The sequence below is a fragment of the Kosakonia sp. BYX6 genome, from assembly GCF_038449125.1.
In the GTDB taxonomy this organism is placed as follows: Bacteria; Pseudomonadota; Gammaproteobacteria; order Enterobacterales; family Enterobacteriaceae; genus Kosakonia; species Kosakonia calanthes.
Genome location: NZ_CP151800.1, coordinates 1849889 through 1871794 on the forward strand (window position 1 = coordinate 1849889; position 21906 = coordinate 1871794).

Sequence of the window (21906 nt, forward strand, 5' to 3'; positions counted from 1 at the left end):
TAAAGCCACGACGTCAATCGCGACTCAACCAATCGAAAGAATAGCAAAAACAGTTCGAATATACTCGTACAGTTGTACTATGATAAACGCCGTTAAACGAACTGCGGCTAATTCTGGCCGCGAACTTACAGTCAACTGACTAAGGACGCATCATGCCCCGACCCATCCCCCTCGAACGTTATCGCAACATCGGTATCTCCGCGCATATCGATGCCGGTAAAACAACCACCACCGAGCGCATCCTGTTTTACACCGGGATGAGCCACAAACTGGGTGAAGTACACGATGGCGCGGCAACAACCGACTGGATGGCGCAGGAGCAAGAGCGCGGAATCACCATCACTTCCGCCGCCGTAAGCTGCTTCTGGCCCGGGATGGATCGGGGGTTTGAACCGCATCGCATCAATATCATCGACACCCCAGGGCACGTGGATTTCACTATCGAAGTGGAACGATCCATGCGCGTGCTGGACGGCGCGGTGATGGTCTACGACTCTGTGGGCGGCGTGCAGCCGCAATCGGAAACCGTCTGGCGTCAAGCCAATAAATACCACGTGCCGCGTCTCGCGTTCGTCAACAAGATGGATCGCCCCGGCGCGGATTTTTTCCGCGTGGTACAGATGATGATCGACCGCCTGAAAGCTAACCCGGTGCCGATTGTTATCCCGATTGGCGCCGAAGAGCATTTCACCGGCGTGGTGGATTTGATCAAAATGCGCGAAATCATCTGGGATGATGCCACGCAAGGGATGTCGTTCAGCTATGCGCCGGTCCCGGACGCGTTGCTGGCAACGGCACAAGAGTGGCGGGAAAAAATGGTCTCTGCCGCAGCCGAAGCCAGCGAAGAACTGATGGATAAATACCTGGAAACCGGTGAACTGGACGAGGCGGAAATTATCGCCGGGCTGCGTAAACGCACCATCGCTGGGGAAATCCAGCCGATGTTGTGCGGCAGCGCCTTTAAAAACAAAGGCGTACAGCGCATGCTCGATGCGGTTGTTGAACTGATGCCATCGCCGCTTGATATTCCCGCCATTCAGGGCGTGGATGAAAAAGGCCAACCGGCGGAACGCCATCCTTCCGACGATGAACCGTTTTCGGCGCTGGCGTTCAAACTGATGACCGACCCGTATGTCGGCCAGTTGACCTTTATCCGCGTTTACTCTGGTGTGCTGAAAAAAGGCGATGCCGTTTACAACCCGGTGAAAGAGAAGAAAGAGCGCATCGGGCGTATCGTGCTGATGCATGCTAATGACCGCCACGATGTGGATGAATTGCGGGCGGGTGACATTGCCGCTTGTGTTGGGCTGAAAGATGTCACCACGGGCGACACCTTAAGCGACCCGAATGCGGTGATCACCCTGGAACGCATGGAGTTCCCGGAACCGGTAATTTCGCTCGCGATCGAGCCGAAAACCAAAGCGGATCAGGAAAAAATGGGTATCGCGCTGCAACGACTGGCATCGGAAGATCCGTCGTTCCGCCTGCACACAGACGAGGAGTCCGGCCAGACCATCATTTCCGGGATGGGCGAGTTGCATCTGGAAATTATTGTTGACCGCATGAAACGCGAGTTTGGCGTTGAAGCGAATATTGGTCGCCCGCAGGTGACCTACCGCGAAACGCTGCGCAAAACCGTGCAGGACATTGAAGGGAAATTTGTGCGCCAGTCCGGCGGTAAAGGGCAGTACGGCCATGTTGTGTTGACCCTCGAACCGCTGGCGCCGGGTAGCGGCTTTGTGTTTGAAGACGCCACCAAAGGCGGCGTGGTGCCGCGCGAGTACATTCCGTCGGTGGAAAAAGGGCTGCGCGAAGCCATGAACACTGGCGTGTTGGCGGGCTACCCGGTTGTCGATGTGAAAGCGACCCTGACATTCGGTTCGTATCACGATGTTGACTCATCGGAACTGGCCTTCCGCATGGCGGCGATTTTGGGCTTTAAAGAAGGCGCGCGTAAGGCGGATCCGGCAATCCTCGAACCGGTGATGCATGTTGAAGTGGAAACGCCGGAAGAGTACGCCGGGAATATTATGGGCGATCTCTCTTCCCGCCGTGGCATGGTGCAGGGCATGGAAGAGCGCTTCGGCAGCCAGATTATCCGCGCCGATGTGCCGCTCGCCGAGATGTTTGGCTACTCCACCACGCTGCGATCCATGTCGCAAGGCCGCGCAACCTACAGCATGGAGTTCCACCATTACGCGGAAGCGCCGCGTAATGTGGCGGACGAAATCATCGCCAACCGTACAAAAGCGTAACTCTCTGTTGAATTCCCAACCCCGCTGCGGCGGGGTTTTTTTATGCCGTTTTGTTGTGAGGCGGGCTGAGTTGCACCCGTTTCGAGCCAGCTCGCAAAAAAGTGTTTGCCTTACATCGTCTCTAGCGAAAGCCGGGAACCCCGCTCCCGGCATGGATTTAGCCTGTATGACAGAAGCAGTCTATGATTAGCTGACATCCGCTACGCCTGAGGGAAGGATATGAAGCGTCGAGTTAAATGGCTTTGCTCTGCTGTTCTTTTACTCTCAGCCGAAAGTGCGCTGGCGGTGAGTTATCCGTTGCCGCCAGAAGGCAGCCGCCTGGTGGGTAGCCCGCAAACCATTACCGTTCCACACGATAATATCTTCCCGCTGGAAGCGTTTGCCGCGAAATACGGGCAAGGGTTGAGCAATATGCTGGAAGCGAACCCGGACGCCGATCCCTTTTTGCCGAAAGCGGGCTCGCGGTTAGTCATTCCGCAACAAGTTATTCTGCCGGCGACTGTGCGCGAAGGCATGGTGATTAACGTGGCGGAAATGCGGCTTTATTACTATCCCAAGGACAGCAATACAGTAGAGATCCTGCCGATCGGCATCGGCCAGGCGGGGCGCGAAACACCGCGTAATTGGGTGACCGCCGTTGAGCGCAAACAGCAAGGGCCAACCTGGACGCCAACGGCGAACACGCGCAAAGCCTATGCCAAAGAGGGCAAAACGTTGCCCGCGTTTGTGCCCGCCGGGCCAGATAACCCGATGGGGCTGTACGCGATTTATATTGGCAAGCTGTATGCCATTCACGGGACCAATGCGGATTTCGGTATCGGCTTGCGTGTCAGCCAGGGCTGCATCCGTTTACGCAGCCACGATATTAAATATTTGTTCGACAATGTTCCGCTGGGGACGCGTGTGCAGATTATCGATCAGCCCGTCAAAGTCACCACCGAACCGGATGGCAGCAGTTGGGTGGAGGTTCACGAACCGCTGTCGCGCAACCGCAGTGAATTCGAGTCCACCACTAAAGTCCCGCTGCCCGCAACGCCGGTATTGAGCGCGTTAATGAAAGGCGAGGGGATTGATGTCAACCGGGCGACAATGGAACTCGAACGTCGCTCCGGGATGCCGGTAAAAATTAACTCGGCGATGGGAATGAATCAGCCATTATAAAAATCGGCCACGCCTGAAAATAAAGCACAGTTGCAGGCCGATCGGTGGGATCAAAACGTCATGCTGATTGAGCAACTCGGCGGCGGATACGACGGGAAATAGCGCGCGGGAATAAACGTCAATAAATTTGAATCATTCGGTTAAATCATTGTTATTTCTTCTGCTGAAGTATTGCGTAAAGTGGGGGCTCTGTTTCAGGCGCAATAGCGCGCCTGCTGATTTCCCTGAAATAAGGACGGTTACGTCATGAAAAAGATCGGTTTTTTGTCATTCGGACACTGGACGCCTTCACCGCAATCCGCCACCCGTTCGGCCGCTGACGCGTTGCTGCAATCCATCGATCTGGCCGTGGCTGCGGAAGAACTGGGTGCTGACGGCGCTTATTTCAGGGTGCATCATTTTGCCCGCCAACTTGCTTCACCCTTTCCATTGTTGGCCGCGATCGGCGCGAAAACCCGCAACATCGAGATTGGTACTGGTGTTATCGACATGCGCTATGAAAACCCGCTGTATATGGCGGAAAGCGCCAGCGCGGCGGATTTGATTTCCGGCGGGCGTTTGCAACTCGGCATCAGCCGTGGTTCCCCGGAGCAGGTGATTGATGGCTGGCGCTATTTTGGTTATCAGCCTGCCGAGGGTGAAAACGAGTCCGATATGGCACGTCGTCACACCGAAGTGCTGCTGGATGTGCTGCGCGGCGAAGGGTTTGCAAAACCGAACCCGCAACCGATGTTCCCGAATCCGCCAGGCATGTTGCGTGTGGAGCCGCATTCTGAAGGTTTACGCGAGCGTATTTGGTGGGGCGCGGGTTCGAATGCGACTGCGGTCTGGGCGGCGAAATTGGGGATGAATTTGCAAAGCTCTACGCTCAAAGATGATGAAACGGGCGAGCCGTTTCATATTCAGCAGGCGCAACAGATTCGTGCATATCGTGCGGCCTGGGCGGAAGCAGGGCACACGCGGACACCGCGCGTTTCGGTCAGCCGCAGCATTTTTGCCTTGATGGATCAGCGCGACCGCGCCTATTTCGGTGGCAGCCGCGATGAGGAAGATAAAGTTGGTTTTCTGGATGAGAAAACCCGCGCCATCTTCGGGCGTAGCTACGCCGCAGAGCCGGATAAGTTGATTCAGCAGTTGAAGCAGGATGAAGCGATTGCCGAAGCGGATACGTTATTGCTGACCGTGCCGAACCAGCTTGGCGTGGATTACAACGTGCATGTTATTGAAGCTATTCTGAAACATGTCGCGCCAGAAATGGGCTGGCGCTAATTGCGCTAGAATGAAAAACGCCTCGCATTTCTTTCGAAGTGCAAGGCGTTAAATTTGGCTCCTCTGACTGGACTCGAACCAGTGACATACGGATTAACAGTCCGCCGTTCTACCGACTGAACTACAGAGGAATCGTGTGGAGGCTTATCTTAGCGGCGAAAAATCTTTTGTCAAACCTCATTTCGGGTAAGTCGTGCCGGCTGGTGCTTCCGTCGGCAATTTGTCTTCAATAGCAACGATTTCTTTGGAAATGCTTTGCAGGATCAGGGTTTCTCCCCCATCATTTGAAATGTGATTTCATCTTTTACGGCTAAGGACCATCTTGAACGTCGTCACCCCCCTTCGCCAGGTTGTCATGCGCACACCCTGGTATCGAAAACGCAAAAGTTACCGTGTGCTGCTCTGGCGAGAAATCACCCCGCTTGCTGTACCTATCTTTCTGGAAAATACCTGCGTCCTGATGATGGGCGTGCTCAGCACGTTTTTGGTGAGCTGGCTCGGCAAAGAAGCGATGGCAGGTGTGGGCCTGGCCGACAGCTTCAATATGGTGGTGATGGCGTTTTTTGCCGCCATTGATCTGGGGACAACGGTCGTTGTGGCCTTCAGCCTCGGTAAGCTGGACGGCGATCGGGCGAGAGCGGCAACGCGACAATCGCTGATGATCATGACGCTGTTCGCCATTGTTCTGGCGGCGGTTATCCACTATTTCGGCACAGAAATCATCAATTTCATCGCCGGTGCGGCCACGCAGGAGGTGAAAGATCTGGCGCTCACCTACCTCGAACTGACCGTTCTTAGCTACCCGGCGGCGGCGATTGCGCTGATCGGCAGCGGTGCGCTGCGCGGAGCCGGGAATACCAAAATTCCCCTGCTGATTAATGGCGGCATGAACATTCTCAATATCCTGATCAGTAGCGTGCTGATTTATGGTCTTTTCGGCTGGAAGGGGATGGGCTTTGCCGGGGCAGGGCTGGGGCTGACGATTTCGCGCTACATTGGCGCGGTGGCGATTATCTGGGTATTGATGATTGGCTTTAACCCGGCGCTGCGTATTCCGCTGAAAAGTTACGCCGAGAAGCTCAACTTTGGCATTATCTGGGAAGTGATGGGCATCGGTATTCCGGCCAGTATTGAATCGGTGCTGTTTAACGGCGGCAAGTTGCTGACGCAAATGTTTGTGGCGGGCATGGGGACGAACGTTATCGCCGGTAACTTTATCGCATTCTCGGTGGCGGCACTGATTAACCTGCCGGGTAATGCGCTGGGATCGGCGTCCACCATTATTACCGGTAAGCGCCTTGGTAAGGGGCAGATTGCGCAGGCCGAACGCCAGTTGCGGCATGTGTTCTGGCTTTCCACGATTTTGTTGACCGTTATTGCCTGGGGCACTGCGCCGTTTGCCGGCCTGTTTGCGTCGTTTTATACCCAGGAAGAGGATGTAAAAGAGGTCGTTAAGGTGCTTTTATGGCTTAATGCCGCATTTATCCCTATTTGGGCGGCGTCATGGGTGCTACCCGCAGGGCTGAAAGGCGCGCGCGATGCCCGTTTCGCCATGTGGGTGTCGATGCTCGGAATGTGGGGTTGCCGCGTGGTGGCGGGCTACACGCTGGGGATTGTGCTGGGAATGGGCGTTGTGGGTGTCTGGCTTGGGATGTTTCTCGACTGGGCCGTGCGCGGGGTGTTCTTTTATTGGCGTATGGTCAGTGGCCGCTGGCTGTGGAAGTACCCGAAGCCGCAGAAAACTCCGGTGGAAAGCTCCCTTTCTGCGCAACATGGAGAATAATTCGGCAAACGCGCTGAAATGTGAAATCAGGCTTTGACAAGCACCAGGGGCACCGCTAATATTCGCCCCGTTCACACGATTCCTCTGTAGTTCAGTCGGTAGAACGGCGGACTGTTAATCCGTATGTCACTGGTTCGAGTCCAGTCAGAGGAGCCAAATTTAGAAAAGCCTGCTTTCGAGCGGGCTTTTTGCTTTTCTACGTCCTTGCAGCAAGCTTACTGAATCGCGTTTTCTGCTTCCCATGCGCCAAGCTGTATGACCGCAATATTGTTCTTCTTCCCTTTTTTCACGACGATCGGCAGATCTTTTCTCAGCAGATGCAACTGTGCTGGCGTAACCAAGGCTTTCGCCGAAAGCAACGTATTGTCGAGATAGAAAAAGATATCAATGAAAAAATTATTGCCGTACATCATGGTGCTCTGCTGCCACGAATCGATGCGGGTATTGTGCAGTTCGCCAGGCCAGCTGTTACGTTTGAGGAAAATTTTGGCAGCGCGGGGGCTGGTCGAATGGCTTCTGAACGTAAAATAGATCGCGATGATAAAGGCGATGGGCATCGCAATCCCGATAAGCAGGAATGTCACCTCGAAGGCTGACATGTTCATCAGCCAGTTTCTTAATGGCATTTCAATGATCCCTAGTTATGCGCATTACCCATCACGATAAGTTTTGTAGGATTATTTTCCATATATCGAATCGAGACTGTTTTTCCAGGCTTGAACTCATCGGCATGGAAGATTCGCACGAAGATTTCCCTTTGCGTATCGATCTTTTTATCGCTCGCAACGAATTCGAGAGAGAGTTTCAAATGCAACAAACCCTCGACATTCTGGTTCTTATCCTGCTCCGCATGGGTGATGAGTGCGGTTGTTTCTTTTCCACTGCTCTTGATCTCTTCATTCTCGCGTCCATCATTCACGGAATTACGAATACCGATGAAGAGGATTATTACTGCTACTACGCCGAAGATAATTGCTATCCATAATCCAATTGTCGCCATTTTCATACACTTAAATAAAGGTTGTTAAAGTACTAATAAACGCACGGAAAGTCGTCAAAGTGGTATCTACACCACTAACGAATTTGACCTTACCATTATGACGTTTCAGTTCGAACCCTTTGTTCTTCACGGCAAATGCGCCGATAGAAACTGCGAAGCCTGCGGTGCTGAGTGAAGCGGCATTTGTACTCACCGAAAGACCGGTAAAGCTCTCGGAAGCGCCCGTCATACTAAAAGAGTTGCCGGTATAGCTTTCGTTATGCGATTTGGCTTTGCTTTTGATATTCGGTGCGTCGAGATTGATCTTGGTGGTGCTTTTAAGTGTAATTTCCTGCGGGCTGTAGATGGTTATCGTCCCCGCATTAACATTCTGTTCCCAGTTCCCGCTATTAACGTTAATGACCACGCCACCTTTAATGGTTTCATTCCTGCCTTCACCGCCAATGGTGGTTTTCTGACCGAGATCGTAATCTTCGGTGATCTTCTTCGTGACGTGATGAGTTTCATCCCCGGTGATGGTGGTGCTGCGGCCTTCGTTCACTTTCACCGTGTCGCCGTTATCGATATCCAGCACGCGGCCTTTTTTAATGGTGGTGTGTTCACCGTTATTAAAGGTTTTGGTTTCCGCATTATCGACGGTGGTGGTGCGTTTTTCGTGATAGTAGAACGTCGCATCGCCGACAACTTCATCTTTCTGCTCGCGCTTAATTTTGGTGGTGCGCGTACCGTCGATATTGACGTTCTTATCGTTCTCCACCGAAATATTCATATCCTTTTCGGAGTGCAGATCGATCAGTTCGCTGCCGGGATTATCTTCAAAGAACAGGTAGCTGGAATTATCTTTATGACCATCTTTACTGCGCGTCATAAAGCCCATCACCGTTGCGGCTGCGGGCAGGTCCCACGGCGGCATACTCGATTCGTTATACACACGGCCGGTGATAATCGGGCGATCGGGGTCGCCGTTGATAAAGTCGACAACCACTTCATCGCCCACGCGCGGAATCTGCACGCCGCCAAATCCCTGGCCTGCCCAGGCACTGGAAACACGGATCCAGCAGGAGCTGGTATCGTCGCCTTTTGCCTGGCGATCCCAGTGGAACTTCACCTTCACGCGACCGTAACGATCGGTCCAGATGCTCTCTCCGGCTGGGCCAACTACGCGGGCGGTTTGCGGCCCATAAGTGCGCGGCCAGGCGGTTTTTCGCGCCGGGCGATAGGCTGTCGACGCAGAGACCACGGTAAAATCGGTGTGGTGTTCGGTACTGCCGCTATCGGAGGAGGAGTATTGATTCTCTTCGAAAAAGTAATTGGCATCGGTCACCAGGTAAGTGCCGTTGTCATCAGCAAACGGCGCATTGATCAACTGGAACGTGTGGCCTGGCGCAATGCCCGTCGCGGTTGCCGTGCCGTAGGTCTGTTGATGCTCAACCTGCCAACGCTCCTGGTGGATGCGGGCATAGTTTTCGCCCTGGTTATGCTCAACATAGCGGCCTGGCCAGTCGTAAACATCCACGGTGCCGGGTTGCGGTGAAGCCGCATTCTGTCTCGCCTGGAACAGCCACGCGTTGGGTTTGCGGAAATCGTAATCATCCAGGCTGTACAAGCCCGGTGTGACGCGGTTCTCCATTGACCACTGGCTGATCCCTTCTTCATTTGTCGTCCCACCGGTGGTGGTCTGGTGATAGGGGATCACTTCATAGCCTTCAAACGGCTGATATTGCGAACCGGAATCCGTCAGCACCAGCGTGTGGCTGTCTGCATTGTGGCGGAAGTGATACGCGATGCCTTCCTGCTCCATCAATCGGCTGATAAAGTCCAGGCTGCTTTCCTGGTACTGAACGCTGTAATCCCAGACACGAAAGTTTTCCGTTAGCTTATCGTCAACGTGCACCTGGTGCTCATTCAGCACCTCTTTGACGATTTCCGGCACGGTTTTGCCCTGGAAAATGCGCATATTGCGGTCGAGTTTCATCGGCCACAGATCCGGTTCGACAGTCAGGGTGTACGCCGCATAGCGCGAACCAGAAAGTTCCACGGGGCTAACAGCCGCGCGGGTGACTTTGCCGTTTAAGTAGCGTGTCGAAAGGGAATTTTGCGTCGGAAGGGCAATGGTGACGGATTTGCCGAGCAGATTGCTGCGATTGATACGCGCATCTTCGCCCAGCAACGTTAATGTCCAGGTAAAAGGCTCTGACACCGCTTCGCGGCCCGTCAGTTTCCAGAATCGCAGTCCTTCACCTTCAGGAAGATTTACCGATATTCGTGTCTGCATCGTTCAAGATCCCTGTTTTTTGGCGTTACTCTATCATCTCGCCCACGAAGCATTCGCCCGACTGATGGGTTTTTAAGAAAGTTCTGACTACAGATTCTGGTAGGGGGTGCCGCCAGGTCACCCGGCGGCACGTTGTTAAGGTTAACGGAATGGCGGTTCGTTGAAGGTGCGCAGCTTGCGTGAGTGCAGGCGATCGCCTTCGGCGCGCAGAAGGTCAATGGCTCGAATCCCAATTTGCAGATGCTCGGAAATCGCCCCTTCATAAAAACGGTTGGCCTGACCCGGCAGTTTGATTTCGCCGTGCAGCGGTTTATCGGATACGCAAAGCAATGTGCCGTAAGGAACGCGAAAGCGATAACCTTGCGCGGCAATGGTGGCGCTTTCCATATCGATCGCCACCGCGCGGCTCAGGTTGAAGCGCAGGGAAGAGGCGGAATAACGCAGCTCCCAGTTGCGATCGTCGGTGGTCACCACCGTACCGGTACGCAGCCGCTGTTTCACCTCCTCGCCGGGCATTTCGCTTACCGCTTTGGTTGCGTCATACAGCGCACGCTGCACTTCGGCGATGCTCGGAATCGGAATGTCCGGCGGCAGAACCGCATCCAGCACGTGATCATCACGCAAATAGGCATGTGCCAGTACGTAATCGCCAATCTCCTGGCTTTCACGCAGGCCGCCGCAGTGGCCGATCATCAGCCAGACATCCGGGCGCAGCACCGCCAGGTGATCGCAGATGGTTTTCGCATTCGACGGGCCAACGCCAATGTTGATCAGCGTGATGCCCTGGCCGTCGGCGGTGACTAAGTGCCAGGCCGGCATTTGGTGTTTTTTCCATGCCAGATCGGAAATCGCCTGCTCCGGGGCTTCGGTATCAGCGGTGATCCAGTGGCCGCCGGCGCAAGAGAGCGCAATGTACGGGCTATCGGGATCGAGAATCTGGCTGCAACCCCAGCGCACGAACTCATCAACATAACGGGTGTAGTTGGTGAACAGCACAAACGGCTGGAAATGCTCGACCGGCGTGCCGGTGTAGTGGCGCAGGCGCGCCAGCGAGAAGTCTACGCGGCGGGCATCAAAGTGCGACAGCGGATAAAGCTCGGTGGGATGGAACAGGCCGTCGGCGGTCTCATCACCAATTTGCGCCAGCTCGGTAGTCGGGAAAAAACGCGTTAGCCCGGCGCTCATCGAACGATCCAGCGTCAGTTCCGAACCATCAATCACGTACGGGTAAGGGATTTCGTGCGCCGATAACCCCACTTCGATTTGCGCACCATAGTCCTGGCACAGCAGCGTTAATTGTTCGAGTAGATAGGGGCGAAACAGCGAGGGACGGGTGACGGTGGTGGTGTAACGGCCAGAATGGGTAAAACGGGCGTAGGCGCGGGTTTTTGAAGGCTTGCTCGCGCTGCCGTTCCAGCTTACCGATAACTGCGGATAGACGAACAAGCCCTTCGCGCGGGCTTCGGCATCCGGAAGCTGACCCTTTTCGATGTAGTGACCAATCGCCTGGCGAAGGGCATCGACGGAGCGCTCATACAGCGCCTCTAACTGATCCAGCGCCTGCTCTGGGGTAAGCGTTGCACCCTTGTTATCCATTGTTATCTCCTTTTCTGCTCTACGACTGTACTCGATAGTATGTCACAGGTTTGTGAAACGAAAGTTGCGTGCAGTGGATTCAGAGAAAACGGGGGAAGGGGGAGAACCGGCGCGACAGTGCGCGCGCCGGGAAACAGGTTAGCCGTGGATTTTCACCAGCGTGCGGCCCTGGATTTTGTTGTTGAGGAAATCTGCTGCCGTGGCCGGAGCCTGTTCCAGCGCGATTTCCGTGGCGGCCTGCTGGTAGTAGCTTTCCGGCAGGATACGCGCCAGGTTTTCCCACACCGCGCCGCGATGCGCGGTCGGCATCATCACCGAATCGACACCCTGCAAACGCACGTTGCGCAGGATAAACGGCATCACCGTGGTCGGCAGATCAAAACCACCTGCCAGTCCGCAGGCCGCAACGCAGCCGCCGTAGTTGGTCTGCGCCAGTACTTTCGCCAGCACGTTGCTGCCGACGGTATCAATCGCGCCCGCCCAGAGTTGTTTTTCCAACGGACGTGTTTCTGCGAAATCGCTGCGCGGCACAATGTGATCCGCACCGAGTTGGCGCAGGAAATCATGGGTGGATTCGCGCCCGGTCACCGCCGCAACGGTGTAGCCCAACGCTTTCAACAGCACAATCGCCGTGCTGCCTACGCCGCCGCTTGCGCCGGTGACCAGCACGGTGCCGTCTTGCGGTTTAATCCCCGCGTCTTGCAACGCCATTACGCACAGCATGGCGGTAAAACCGGCGGTGCCGATGATCATCGCGTTACGCGCAGTTAAACTTTCCGGCAATGGCACCAGCCAGTCGCCTTTGACGCAAGCCTGAGCCGCCAGGCCGCCCCAGTGATTTTCACCCACACCCCAACCGGTAAGGATCACCGCCTGGCCTGCGCGAAAGCGCGGGTCGCGACTTTCACTGACGCGACCGGAAAAGTCGATACCGGGCACCATCGGGAATTGGCGAACAATCTTGCCTTTGCCGGTAATGGCGAGTGCGTCTTTGTAGTTCAGGCTGGACCAGTCGATATCGACCCGAACATCCCCTTCGGCGAGCGCGGGCAGGGCCACCTCTTTCACTTCTGCCAGGGTTTTGTTGTCAAGCTGTTCCAGAACTAATGCTTTCATAACTGCGTTTTCCTCGTCGGATGAGGTGAGTTTCGGCGCTATGCCGGCCTTGCAGGTGTTATTTATGTGTAATGCTGTGTCGGAAGAATGCCCAATATTGGTTCAGCGGTTCCACAGAGCGGAACAGCTTGGCGCGCATGACCGCGCCTTCCCAGCCAGACCAGAAAACGCTCGCCAGCGCACGGCTTTGCGCGTTTTGCGGCACATCGCCGTTGGCTTTTGCCTCATCAAGGCAACACGCAACGCGGGTTTCCCATTCATCAAGGATGGCTTTGAGCTTATCGGGGAAGGCTTCCGGTAAAAGCGGCGTTTCCTGGAGCAGGTTGCCAACCAGGCAACCGCGCCGGAAATCGTATTTCGCCATCCCCTGTCCGGCATGGTGCACAAAAGCATCCAGCCGTTGCAGCGGGGCGAGTTCAGAATTGAGTAAAAACGTGTCCAGTTTATGGGCGAAGAACGCGCCGTAGGCAGTGAGCACCGCCATGCCGAACGCTTCTTTGCTTTTAAAGCAGTGGTAGAACGAACCTTTCGGCACGGCGATATTTTTAATTACCGCGTCAATCCCTGCCGACAGATAACCGGTTTCGGTAATCACTTCGAGGCCCGAGCGGATCAGCGCCTGGCGGGTATCGGTAAAGTCGCGTTCTACTTTTGGCGGTCGCCCACGACGGAGCTTTTGCTGCACTGCATTTTCGCCATTCATAATTTAGACCGATTGGTTTTAATTCGGCAAAGGCTACGCCGGTTTGGCAGGGTAAGCAAGCGGGGAGAGACAAAAAAGCCCGCGTAGCGCGGGCAAACCAGGTTATGCGGTGGTGTTGATGGTACGACCGATAGCCGGGTTAGAGGGCAACTGCGGGATCTGCTGGATAAGATCCGTCGCAATAGATTGCTGCGTATCCAGCGCCTTCTTCAGCACCAGGGTATTCACCTGGTTATCAAGCTGATAAGAATCCAGGCTGCTGGCTAATGATGCGATCTGTATAGGGTCCATCTCGATCATCCTTTTGTTGTGAAACAAACATGCTCATTACAGCTTTATATAAAGCTGAACTCTATTATCGGCAACACCAGGTGAAACTTTAGGCGAAGCGGGTTTAGCGAGGTCGAAACGTTAGAAAAGCAAAAAGCCCGCTCGAAAGCAGGCTTTTCTAAATTTGGCTCCTCTGACTGGACTCGAACCAGTGACATACGGATTAACAGTCCGCCGTTCTACCGACTGAACTACAGAGGAATCGTGTGAACGGGGCGCATATTATCGATGACCATCCGGCTTGTCAAAGGCTGGATCGCCTTGCTGCGATCGTTTGCTGACAATTTCGGCAATTTGCTTGCCCGGCAGCCAGTTACGCGCTCCATTGCACTGGTTTGGTGCAATGTACCCCTTATGGGGCAATAACCAAACCGCTGTTTCAGTAATAATCATTCATGTGGTGATTAGAATCTCTTATTATCCAGCCTGTTAAGCATCAATAAGTTCTCCTAATGAAAACTGGCAAGCATATTGCAACTCCTCCGACTACATAACATCCGGCGTTCGCACTGGTAATTAGACAGGAGGCAAAATGAACTTAAGACGACTGAAATACTTCGTAAAAATCGTCGATATTGGAAGCCTGACTCAGGCAGCCGAAGTATTACATATTGCGCAGCCCGCGCTGAGTCAGCAGGTTGCCACTCTGGAAGGCGAGCTGGATCAGCAATTACTGATCCGCACTAAACGCGGTGTAACGCCCACGGAAGCGGGCAAGATCCTTTATACCCACGCACGCACTATTTTGCGCCAGTGCGAACAAGCACAATTGGCGGTGAACAATGTGGGTCAATGCCTGCGCGGCCAGGTTTCTATTGGCCTTGCGCCAGGTACAGCGGCCTCTTCAGTAACCATGCCACTGCTGCAAGCCGTGCGTAATGAGTTGCCTGAAGTGACGGTTTATCTGCATGAAAACAGCGGCACCGTTTTGAACGACAAACTGTTAAACGGGCAGCTGGATATGGCGGTGCTGTATGAGCGCGCGCCGGGCGCCGGTATCAACAGCCTGCCGCTGCTGAAAGAAGATCTTTATTTGGTGGGAACCCGTGATTGCCCAGGGCAGAGCGTGGATCTGACGGCGGTCGCAGAGATGAATCTGTTCCTGCCGCGCGATTACAGCGCTGTGCGTCTGCGTGTTGATGAAGCGTTCTCGCTGCGTCGCCTGACGGCAAAAATCATCGGTGAAATTGAGTCCATCGCGACGCTAACGGCAGCGATCGCCAGTGGAATGGGCGTCACAGTATTGCCGGAATCCGCGGCGCGTTCGCTGTGTAGCGCGACCAACGGCTGGATGGCGCGTATCACTACGCCGTCGATGAACTTGCCGCTGTCGCTGAACGTTTCCGCTCGCGGAAGTCTCTCGCCGCAAGCCCAGGCGGTAAAAGATATTCTTATGTCTTTAGTGAGCCGACCGACGATGGAAAACCATGAATTACAGCTGGTGAGCTAATCATTATTCCTTAATGGAATAAGATGCTGGTTTTTATTATTTGTTCTGCCTGGCCTCAGACTTTAACAATAACGTCATGTCTGATGTGCCAGGAGTGAAGGGTGAATTTCCAGCAACTTAAAATTATCCGCGAGGCGGCGCGGCGGGATTACAACCTGACCGAAGTCGCCAACATGCTTTACACGTCTCAGTCCGGCGTGAGTCGGCATATCCGCGAGCTTGAAGAAGAGCTGGGGATTGAGATTTTCATCCGTCGCGGCAAACGCCTGCTCGGGATGACCGAACCCGGCAAAGCGCTGCTGGTGATTGCCGAGCGCATCCTCAATGAGGCGAGCAATGTCCGCAGGCTCGCCGATCTTTTTACCAATGGCACCTCCGGCGTGCTGACAATCGCGACGACGCATACTCAAGCACGTTACAGCTTGCCGTCGGTGATCAAAGCCTTTCGCGCATTGTTCCCGGAAGTCCGTCTTGAGTTAGTCCAGGGTACGCCGCAGGAGATTGAATCCCTGTTGCATAACGGTGGGGCGGATATCGGTATCGCCAGTGAGCGGTTAAGTAATGACAGTTCGCTGGCAGCGTTCCCGTGGTTCCGTTGGCATCACAGTTTGCTGGTGCCGCAGGATCATCCGCTGACGCAGTGCTCACCGCTGACGCTGGAGGATATCAGTCGCTGGCCGTTGATCACCTATCGCCAGGGCATCACCGGGCGTTCGCGCATCGATGAAGCGTTTGGCCGTAAGGGGTTGATTCCTGATGTGGTGTTAAGCGCACAGGATTCTGATGTCATCAAAACCTATGTCGAGCTGGGGCTGGGCGTCGGGCTGGTGGCGGAACAATCCAGCGGGGAAAACGAAGAAGGGAAGTTGGTACGCCTGAATACGCAGCATCTTTTCGATGCCAACACCGTTTGGCTGGGGCTAAAACGCGGTCAGTTACAACGTAACTATGTCTGGCGTTTTATTGAGTTGTGTAACGCGGGTTTGTCGGTCGAGGATATCAAACGTCAGGTGATGGAACCGGACGAAGCGGTTATCGATTATCAAATCTGAGTGTAAAAAAGCCTGCTTGTGAGCAGGCTTTTTTGTTGGCGCTTATTGTGGCTGGGGTTTGATAAATATCGCCGTAATCGCCGAGAGCAAGCAACCTGCCAGCAGATAAATCGCCACCGAGTGCCACTCGCCACCGGAGAAGGTCAACAGCGCAGCGGCGATAAACGGCGTAAAACCACCGCCCACCACGCTGGCGACCTGGTAACCGACTCCCGCGCCGCTGTAGCGATAACTGGCGCCGAACATTTCCGTAAACATCGGCTGTTGTACGCAGACCACCATATCGTGGGCGATATTCGCCAGCATCAGCGAGAAGATCACCACCGCGACAATCGAGCGGGCCTCCAGTGCCATAAAAAAGGGAAACGCGCTCAATGCGCCCAATAGCGCACCGGTAATATAGATGCGCCGACGCCCGTAGCGATCGGCCATCCAGGCGAACAGAGGGATGGTCAAACAACTGATCCCACCGACCAGCAGCCCGATATTCAGAAATAATGAGCGCGGTAACCCCAGGTTTTGCGTTGAGTAATTAAGCGCAAACGCGGTGACGATATACATGGTCAGCAGTTCGCACAGGCGCAGGGCGATGATTTTCAAAAACGCGCCCGGATGGCGAACCAGCGCTTCAAACACCGGCAGGCGTTTTTTTACGTCTTGCGGCTGCTCGGCCTGCACACGTTCGAATTCCGCCGACTCTTCCATGCCGTTACGCACCCACAGCGCACCCAGCACCAGCACAATGCTGAACAGGAACGGCAGACGCCAGCCCCAGCTCAGGAACTGCTCGTTGGTGGTCAGGCTGCTAATCAGCGACACCAACCCGGTAGAGAGCAGTAAGCCGACGCCATATCCCACCTGAATCCCGCTACTGTAAAAGGCTTTTTTGCCCGAGGGGGCACTTTCAACGGCCAACAGCGCCGCGCCGCCCCATTCACCGCCCACGGCAAACCCCTGAATCGCGCGCAGCAGAACCAACAGCGCAGGCGCCCACCACCCAATGGTGGCAAAAGAGGGGAGAATGCCGATACAGGCGGTGGCGATGCCCATCATCCAGACGGTCATCATCAGCATGCGTTTGCGACCGAGGCGATCGCCAAAATGGCCGAAGACAATGCCGCCGAGTGGGCGGAATAAGAAGCCGACGCCAAAGGTGGCAAAGGCGGCAAGCGTGCCCATTGCCGGGTCGATTTGCGGGAAAAACTCACTGTTGAACACCAGCGCCGCGGTGATGCCATAAAGTAAAAAATCAAACCAGTCGACCACCGCACCGGCGAAGCTGCCCCAGGCAGCACGGCGAGCGCGGTTGAAGGAAGGCGTCTCCTCATCGGGGCGGGTTGTAATGAGCGTGGAGTCCATAGTTGTCCTGTTCGGTCCTCAGATTTCCAAAATTTTTAGTTATTAAAATAGGGAAAAAGTTACTCACATCGTACGCAGCAAAATAAAAGCCGCTATTGAGACTACAGCGACAACAGGCGGGAGAAAAGTAAAAAAAAGTGCAATGCGGTGGTATCAGAAGGGGCTATATCAGGCAGAACATCCAGAGGTACATAAACAAAACAGCTCCGACAATAATGGGAGCCGTTTTGTTGTCGCTTTTTGGCGATTGATTACTCGATTCCTGGTTTATCAGAGAGATTCCAGCTTTTGCCTTGCCTGACTGGTCAGGCGTTTGATGCCCAATGATTTAGTCATATCAGCAATCCTGTTTTCACTGGTAATACTTCGAACTAACGCCCGTAATTCTTCAACCGGGATCGCATCCACCTGGCGGATATCTTCTTCCGTTGCCGGTAAGCGGTATATGTTCCAGTCGGCTCGTTGAGTTTCAGAAAGCCATGGAGCCTTATCACTAAGGGGCCTTTCCCTTCTGTACGATAGGATAACTGCGAGGTTCCTGACGTATTGGACATACGCTTTCCTCCAAATTAACGCATCGATACAACAACCTTAACTTCTCAAGTCATTTCAGGCCGTATACAGACTAACGCGTTGAAAGGAAAGGGCTCTCCCCCCAAACTTTTAAACTTGACCACCAGGTTACGACAATCAACTGGAAGCGCGCGCCGTAAACTCTTGTTTACGTATTACGTCAACGGTTGATTGTTCAAAAAAATCACTATAGTTGTTATATTGTTGCTCATTGATTATTCACTTCTGCGGTGCCAAAAAGAACAAGATTCACCGCACCCTGGGACAATAAAATAAAATGTTAGACTACCGCTTCCCAACAGCTTTGCAGATGGTCCTCAGCGTAGCGATGGCGGAGCAATCGGGTGAGCGTTCAACGAGTACGATTCTGGCCTACGGTCTGGAAGCTAATCCGAGCTTTATCCGCAAATTAATGGTTCCACTCACGCGTGACGGCATTATCGTCTCAACGCTTGGCCGCAACGGTTCCATTCATCTTGGTCGCCCGGCGGAAAAGATCACCCTGCGCGATATCTACTTTTCCGTCATAGAAGATAAAAAGCTGTGGCCGCCGCGTCCCGACATACCGGCTCGCTGCGTGGTCAGCGCCAACGCTTGCTGGTACTTCAACGCTATCACCGAGCAAGCGGAACAGGCTTCGTTAGAGGTATTAGCTCACCATACCGTGGCAAGCGCGCTGGAAGCGGTCAAAAAAGCCGATACCAGCGGGTGCGATCCGGTGCCTGAAATTGATGCCCAGTATAAAAAAGCGCAATAATTATTCTCTTATTACGAAAAAAAACCGCCTTAACTGTTAAGGCGGTTTTTTGTTATCTGTCACAACCTACGCTGGCAAAACGTCCTTTACCGGTTTGCCGCGCGTAACGAGTTTACGCAGCGTAACGTAAAACACGGGCGTCAGGAACAGACCAAACAGCGTCACTCCCAGCATACCGGAGAACACCGTGATCCCAGTGACGCCGCGCACTTCTGCCCCCGCGCCGTGGCCGAGGATCAGCGGAATCGTCCCGGCAATAAAGGCGATGGAGGTCATGACAATCGGCCGTAAACGCAGGCGGCAAGCTTCCATCGCCGCTTCTATGATTCCTTTCCCCTGGATTTCCAGCTCGCGGGCAAACTCAACGATAAGAATCGCGTTTTTACAAGCCAGCCCCATGAGTACTACCAGACCAACCTGCACAAACACGTTGTTATCGCCACCGGTCAGCCAGACGCCAAACAGAGCCGACAGCATCGTCATCGGGACGATAAGGATCACCGTCAGCGGCAGCGTCCAGCTTTCATACAGCGCCGCCAGCACCAGGAAAGCCAGCAGAACCGCGACCGGGAAAACGATCAGCGCCGTATTGCCCTGAGTGGCCTGCTGGAAGCTCAGGTCCGTCCATTCAATATTCATCCCATTCGGCAGTATTTGCTTTGACATCTCGTTCAGTTGCGTCATTGCCTGCGCGGAAGAGAGTACGCGAGGATCGGCATCGCCAATGAGATCCGCCGCCGGATAACCATTGTAGCGAATCACGGGATCCGGCCCGTACGTGGTACTGATATTCACCATACTGCCGATCGGCACCATTTCGCCCTGATTATTACGGGTGCGCAAATTAGCAATATTTTCCACGCTGTCGCGAAACGGCCCATCTGCCTGCGCTATCACGCGCCAGGTACGCCCGAACTGGTTAAAATCGTTTACATAAGACGAGCCCAGATAGGTTTGCAGCGTACCGAAAAGATCGGTCAGCGACACGCCCTGCGCTTTCGCCTTATCACGATCGACCTGCACATCCAGCTGCGGAACGTTAGCCTGGTAGGTTGAGATTGGGAAATGCATCCCCGGCGTCTGCATAATCGCACCGGACATCGTGCTCACCGCGTTTTGCAGCGCGCCATAGCCAAGACCGGCGCGATCCTGTATGTACAGCGAATAGCCAGAACCCTGACCCAGCCCTAAAATCGGCGGCGGCAAAATGGAGAAACCAAATCCCTGCTGGATTTGTGCGATTTTAGCGTTGATCTCAGCGTTAATTTCCGCCGCAGAATGCTTACGCTGATCGAACGGTTTCAGGCCAAAAAAGACCGTCCCGGTATTCGGCGTGTTGGTGAACTGCAACGCATTAAGCCCTGGAAAAGCGACCGCATAATCCACACCTTCGGTATTCATACCGATTTCGCTCATTTTGCGGATCACCGTATCGGTACGTGCCAGCGAAGAGCCTTCCGGCATTTTCACGCCGCCAATCAAATACAGCTTATCCTGAGTAGGAATAAACCCGCCGGGTACGGCTTTAAACATGACGCCAGCGGTACAGAGCAGCAGCACATAAACAGCAAACACCGCACCACGTCGTCCGAGCGTTTTGCCAACCAGCCGCTGATAGCTGTCCGAGCTACGGTGGAAAAAGCGGTTAAACGGATGGAAAAGCCAACCGAACAGACGATCAATAAGCCGGGTAGGGACGTCTTTCGGCGCGTCGTGCGGTTTTAACAACAAAGCAGCCAGAGCAGGGGAGAGCGTCAGCGAGTTGATGGCGGAGATCACCGTCGAAATCGCGATAGTCACCGCAAACTGTTTGTAGAACTGACCAGTGACTCCGGAGAGAAACGCCATCGGTACGAACACTGCGCACAGCACCAGTGCAATAGCGATAATCGGCCCGGAAACTTCACGCATCGCCTGATGCGCCGCCTGAAGGGGAGCAAGCCCCTCTTCGATATTTCGCTCAACGTTTTCCACCACCACGATGGCGTCATCCACAACGATACCGATAGCCAATACCAGCCCGAACAAACTCAGGGTATTCAGCGAAAAGCCAAGCAGGTAGAGGATGCTGAACGTTCCCACGACTGATACCGGCACCGCGATCAGCGGAATAATCGACGCGCGCCAGGTTTGCAGAAACAGAATCACCACCAGCACAACCAGCATCACCGCTTCCAGCAGAGTTTGCACTACCGCGCGAATGGAATCGCGAACAAAAACCGTAGGATCGTAAGGTGCCGCCCATTTCATATCTTCCGGGAAACGCGTGGCCAGTTCGGCCATTTTGGCACGCACCGCGTTAGACAAATCGATGGCGTTTGCCCCCGGAGACTGGAAGATACCAATCCCAACCGCGTCTTTATTGTTAAGTTGCGAACGCAGCGCATAGCTGCCAGAACCCATTTCTATACGCGCCACGTCGCGCAGGCGCACCAGCGAGCCGTCTTGCGCCGTTTTCAGAATGATATTGCCAAACTCTTCTTCCGTGTGCAGACGACCCTGGGCGTTAATTGAGATCAGAAAATCGCTCTCTTTCGGCAGCGGCTCGGCACCGAGCTGCCCGGCGGAAACCTGTACGTTTTGCTCCTGCATCGCCGTCACCACATCCGAGGCTGTCAACCCGCGCGCCGCCGCCTTATTTGGATCCAGCCAGATGCGCATAGCGTATTCGCCCGAGCCAAAAATCTGAATCTGGCCGACGCCGGGCAGACGCGCCAGTTCATCTTTCACTTTTAGCGTGGCGTAGTTACGCATATACAGTGAATCGTATTTACCGTCGGGCGAAAACAGATGCACCACCAGCGTGAGCGTCGGCGATTGTTTCTGGGTGGTGATACCCAAACGCCGCACATCTTCCGGCAGACGCGCTTCGGCCTGGGATACCCGGTTTTGCACTTGAACTTGCGCCTGATCGGGGTCTGTACCCGGACGGAAAGTGACGGTGGTTACCAGTACGCCGTCGGAACCCGCGACGGATTTCATGTACATCATGTTTTCAACGCCGTTGATCGCTTCTTCCAGCGGCGTCGCCACGGTTTCTGCAATCACTTTCGGGTTGGCACCCGGATACTCTGTGCGCACCTGCACGCTTGGCGGTACGACGTCAGGATATTCGCTGACCGGCAACAGCGGGATGGCGATTAATCCAGTGATAAAAATCAGAATCGACAGCACAGCGGCGAAAATCGGCCTGTCGATAAAAAAGCGGGAAAAGTCCATGTAGTGGA

Annotated in this window: 16 protein-coding genes and 3 tRNA genes; 8 read left to right on the forward strand and 11 right to left on the reverse strand. The window is 54.4% G+C overall.

The genetic code is table 11. The features are described 5' to 3' along the window. Positions 1-152: 152 nt before the first annotated feature. From fusA to AAEY27_RS08660, 3 genes are all read left to right on the forward strand, one after another. Positions 153-2255 carry an elongation factor G gene (gene fusA, locus AAEY27_RS08650; RefSeq protein WP_342324662.1) on the forward strand — a complete coding sequence of 701 codons (2103 nt, stop codon included), beginning with the start codon at positions 153-155 and terminating at the stop codon, positions 2253-2255. 219 nt (positions 2256-2474) lie between these two features. Further along, positions 2475-3416, forward strand: a complete 942-nt coding sequence (ldtA, locus tag AAEY27_RS08655) for a L,D-transpeptidase (RefSeq protein ID WP_342324664.1) — start codon at positions 2475-2477, stop codon at positions 3414-3416. 246 nt (positions 3417-3662) lie between these two features. Further along, complete coding sequence (locus AAEY27_RS08660; protein WP_342324666.1) at positions 3663-4685, forward strand: LLM class flavin-dependent oxidoreductase; 1023 nt, start codon at positions 3663-3665, stop codon at positions 4683-4685. Between the two features lie 55 nt (positions 4686-4740). Here the strand turns inward: AAEY27_RS08660 and AAEY27_RS08665 are convergent. After that, a tRNA-Asn gene (locus tag AAEY27_RS08665) sits at positions 4741-4816 on the reverse strand. Positions 4817-5004: 188 nt separating this feature from the next. Here AAEY27_RS08665 and AAEY27_RS08670 point away from each other — a divergent pair. Then, positions 5005-6468 carry an EmmdR/YeeO family multidrug/toxin efflux MATE transporter gene (locus AAEY27_RS08670; protein ID WP_425294674.1) on the forward strand — a complete coding sequence of 488 codons (1464 nt, stop codon included), beginning with the start codon at positions 5005-5007 and terminating at the stop codon, positions 6466-6468. 80 nt (positions 6469-6548) lie between these two features. Next, positions 6549-6624: transfer RNA gene (locus AAEY27_RS08675), tRNA-Asn, on the forward strand. 59 nt (positions 6625-6683) lie between these two features. On the opposite strand, the gene AAEY27_RS08680 is transcribed toward AAEY27_RS08675, so the two are convergent. The 8 genes from AAEY27_RS08680 to AAEY27_RS08715 all read right to left on the reverse strand — a co-directional run bounded on the left by AAEY27_RS08680 (position 6684) and on the right by AAEY27_RS08715 (position 13689). After that, the gene (locus tag AAEY27_RS08680) at positions 6684-7094 is read right to left on the reverse strand and encodes a hypothetical protein (protein ID WP_342324668.1); all 411 of its coding nucleotides are present in this window, start codon (positions 7092-7094) and stop codon (positions 6684-6686) included. A gap of 11 nt (positions 7095-7105) precedes the next feature. Beyond that, the gene (locus AAEY27_RS08685) at positions 7106-7468 is read right to left on the reverse strand and encodes a DUF3592 domain-containing protein (RefSeq protein WP_342324670.1); all 363 of its coding nucleotides are present in this window, start codon (positions 7466-7468) and stop codon (positions 7106-7108) included. 10 nt (positions 7469-7478) lie between these two features. After that, positions 7479-9743, reverse strand: coding sequence for a type VI secretion system Vgr family protein (locus tag AAEY27_RS08690; protein WP_342324672.1), 2265 nt, complete (start codon positions 9741-9743; stop codon positions 7479-7481). A gap of 141 nt (positions 9744-9884) precedes the next feature. Further along, a complete protein-coding gene (locus AAEY27_RS08695) occupies positions 9885-11339 on the reverse strand; it encodes an AMP nucleosidase (protein ID WP_342324674.1) in 1455 nt (484 codons plus the stop codon). A 138-nt stretch (positions 11340-11477) separates the two neighbouring features. Beyond that, positions 11478-12455, reverse strand: a complete 978-nt coding sequence (locus AAEY27_RS08700; RefSeq protein WP_342324676.1) for an MDR family oxidoreductase — start codon at positions 12453-12455, stop codon at positions 11478-11480. A 58-nt stretch (positions 12456-12513) separates the two neighbouring features. Next, entirely contained in the window at positions 12514-13158 is a 645-nt protein-coding gene (locus AAEY27_RS08705) for a TetR/AcrR family transcriptional regulator (RefSeq protein ID WP_342324678.1), read from the reverse strand. Between the two features lie 102 nt (positions 13159-13260). Beyond that, positions 13261-13449, reverse strand: coding sequence for a YjfB family protein (locus tag AAEY27_RS08710; protein WP_342324679.1), 189 nt, complete (start codon positions 13447-13449; stop codon positions 13261-13263). Positions 13450-13613: 164 nt separating this feature from the next. Next, positions 13614-13689 (reverse strand) — tRNA-Asn (locus AAEY27_RS08715). Positions 13690-14020: 331 nt separating this feature from the next. Here AAEY27_RS08715 and nac point away from each other — a divergent pair. Both nac and cbl read left to right on the forward strand, forming a co-directional pair. After that, entirely contained in the window at positions 14021-14938 is a 918-nt protein-coding gene (nac, locus tag AAEY27_RS08720) for a nitrogen assimilation transcriptional regulator NAC (RefSeq protein WP_342324680.1), read from the forward strand. Positions 14939-15039: 101 nt separating this feature from the next. After that, positions 15040-15990: an HTH-type transcriptional regulator Cbl gene (gene cbl, locus AAEY27_RS08725; protein WP_342324682.1), complete on the forward strand. Its 951-nt coding sequence runs from the start codon at positions 15040-15042 to the stop codon at positions 15988-15990. 42 nt (positions 15991-16032) lie between these two features. On the opposite strand, the gene shiA is transcribed toward cbl, so the two are convergent. Then, positions 16033-17349 (reverse strand): shikimate transporter, encoded by a 1317-nt coding sequence (shiA, locus tag AAEY27_RS08730; protein ID WP_342324684.1) that lies wholly within the window; start codon positions 17347-17349, stop codon positions 16033-16035. A gap of 850 nt (positions 17350-18199) precedes the next feature. Here shiA and AAEY27_RS08735 point away from each other — a divergent pair. Then, complete coding sequence (locus AAEY27_RS08735; protein ID WP_342324686.1) at positions 18200-18679, forward strand: RrF2 family transcriptional regulator; 480 nt, start codon at positions 18200-18202, stop codon at positions 18677-18679. 66 nt (positions 18680-18745) lie between these two features. On the opposite strand, the gene oqxB is transcribed toward AAEY27_RS08735, so the two are convergent. After that, a complete protein-coding gene (gene oqxB, locus AAEY27_RS08740) occupies positions 18746-21898 on the reverse strand; it encodes a multidrug efflux RND transporter permease subunit OqxB (RefSeq protein ID WP_342324688.1) in 3153 nt (1050 codons plus the stop codon). Between the last annotated feature and the right edge of the window lie 8 nt (positions 21899-21906).

Excerpts from the sequence above, each read along its gene's own strand:
- AAEY27_RS08690 (WP_342324672.1), bottom strand. The coding sequence starts at position 9,743 with ATGCAGACACGAATATCGGTAAATCTTCCTGAAGGTGAAGGACTGCGA.
- AAEY27_RS08685 (WP_342324670.1), bottom strand. The coding sequence starts at position 7,468 with ATGGCGACAATTGGATTATGGATAGCAATTATCTTCGGCGTAGTAGCA.
- AAEY27_RS08660 (WP_342324666.1), top strand. The coding sequence starts at position 3,663 with ATGAAAAAGATCGGTTTTTTGTCATTCGGACACTGGACGCCTTCACCG.
- AAEY27_RS08710 (WP_342324679.1), bottom strand. The coding sequence starts at position 13,449 with ATGGACCCTATACAGATCGCATCATTAGCCAGCAGCCTGGATTCTTAT.
- nac (WP_342324680.1), top strand. The coding sequence starts at position 14,021 with ATGAACTTAAGACGACTGAAATACTTCGTAAAAATCGTCGATATTGGA.
- oqxB (WP_342324688.1), bottom strand. The coding sequence starts at position 21,898 with ATGGACTTTTCCCGCTTTTTTATCGACAGGCCGATTTTCGCCGCTGTG.
- AAEY27_RS08705 (WP_342324678.1), bottom strand. The coding sequence starts at position 13,158 with ATGAATGGCGAAAATGCAGTGCAGCAAAAGCTCCGTCGTGGGCGACCG.
- AAEY27_RS08695 (WP_342324674.1), bottom strand. The coding sequence starts at position 11,339 with ATGGATAACAAGGGTGCAACGCTTACCCCAGAGCAGGCGCTGGATCAG.
- AAEY27_RS08735 (WP_342324686.1), top strand. The coding sequence starts at position 18,200 with ATGTTAGACTACCGCTTCCCAACAGCTTTGCAGATGGTCCTCAGCGTA.
- fusA (WP_342324662.1), top strand. The coding sequence starts at position 153 with ATGCCCCGACCCATCCCCCTCGAACGTTATCGCAACATCGGTATCTCC.
- AAEY27_RS08680 (WP_342324668.1), bottom strand. The coding sequence starts at position 7,094 with ATGCCATTAAGAAACTGGCTGATGAACATGTCAGCCTTCGAGGTGACA.
- shiA (WP_342324684.1), bottom strand. The coding sequence starts at position 17,349 with ATGGACTCCACGCTCATTACAACCCGCCCCGATGAGGAGACGCCTTCC.
- AAEY27_RS08700 (WP_342324676.1), bottom strand. The coding sequence starts at position 12,455 with ATGAAAGCATTAGTTCTGGAACAGCTTGACAACAAAACCCTGGCAGAA.
- ldtA (WP_342324664.1), top strand. The coding sequence starts at position 2,475 with ATGAAGCGTCGAGTTAAATGGCTTTGCTCTGCTGTTCTTTTACTCTCA.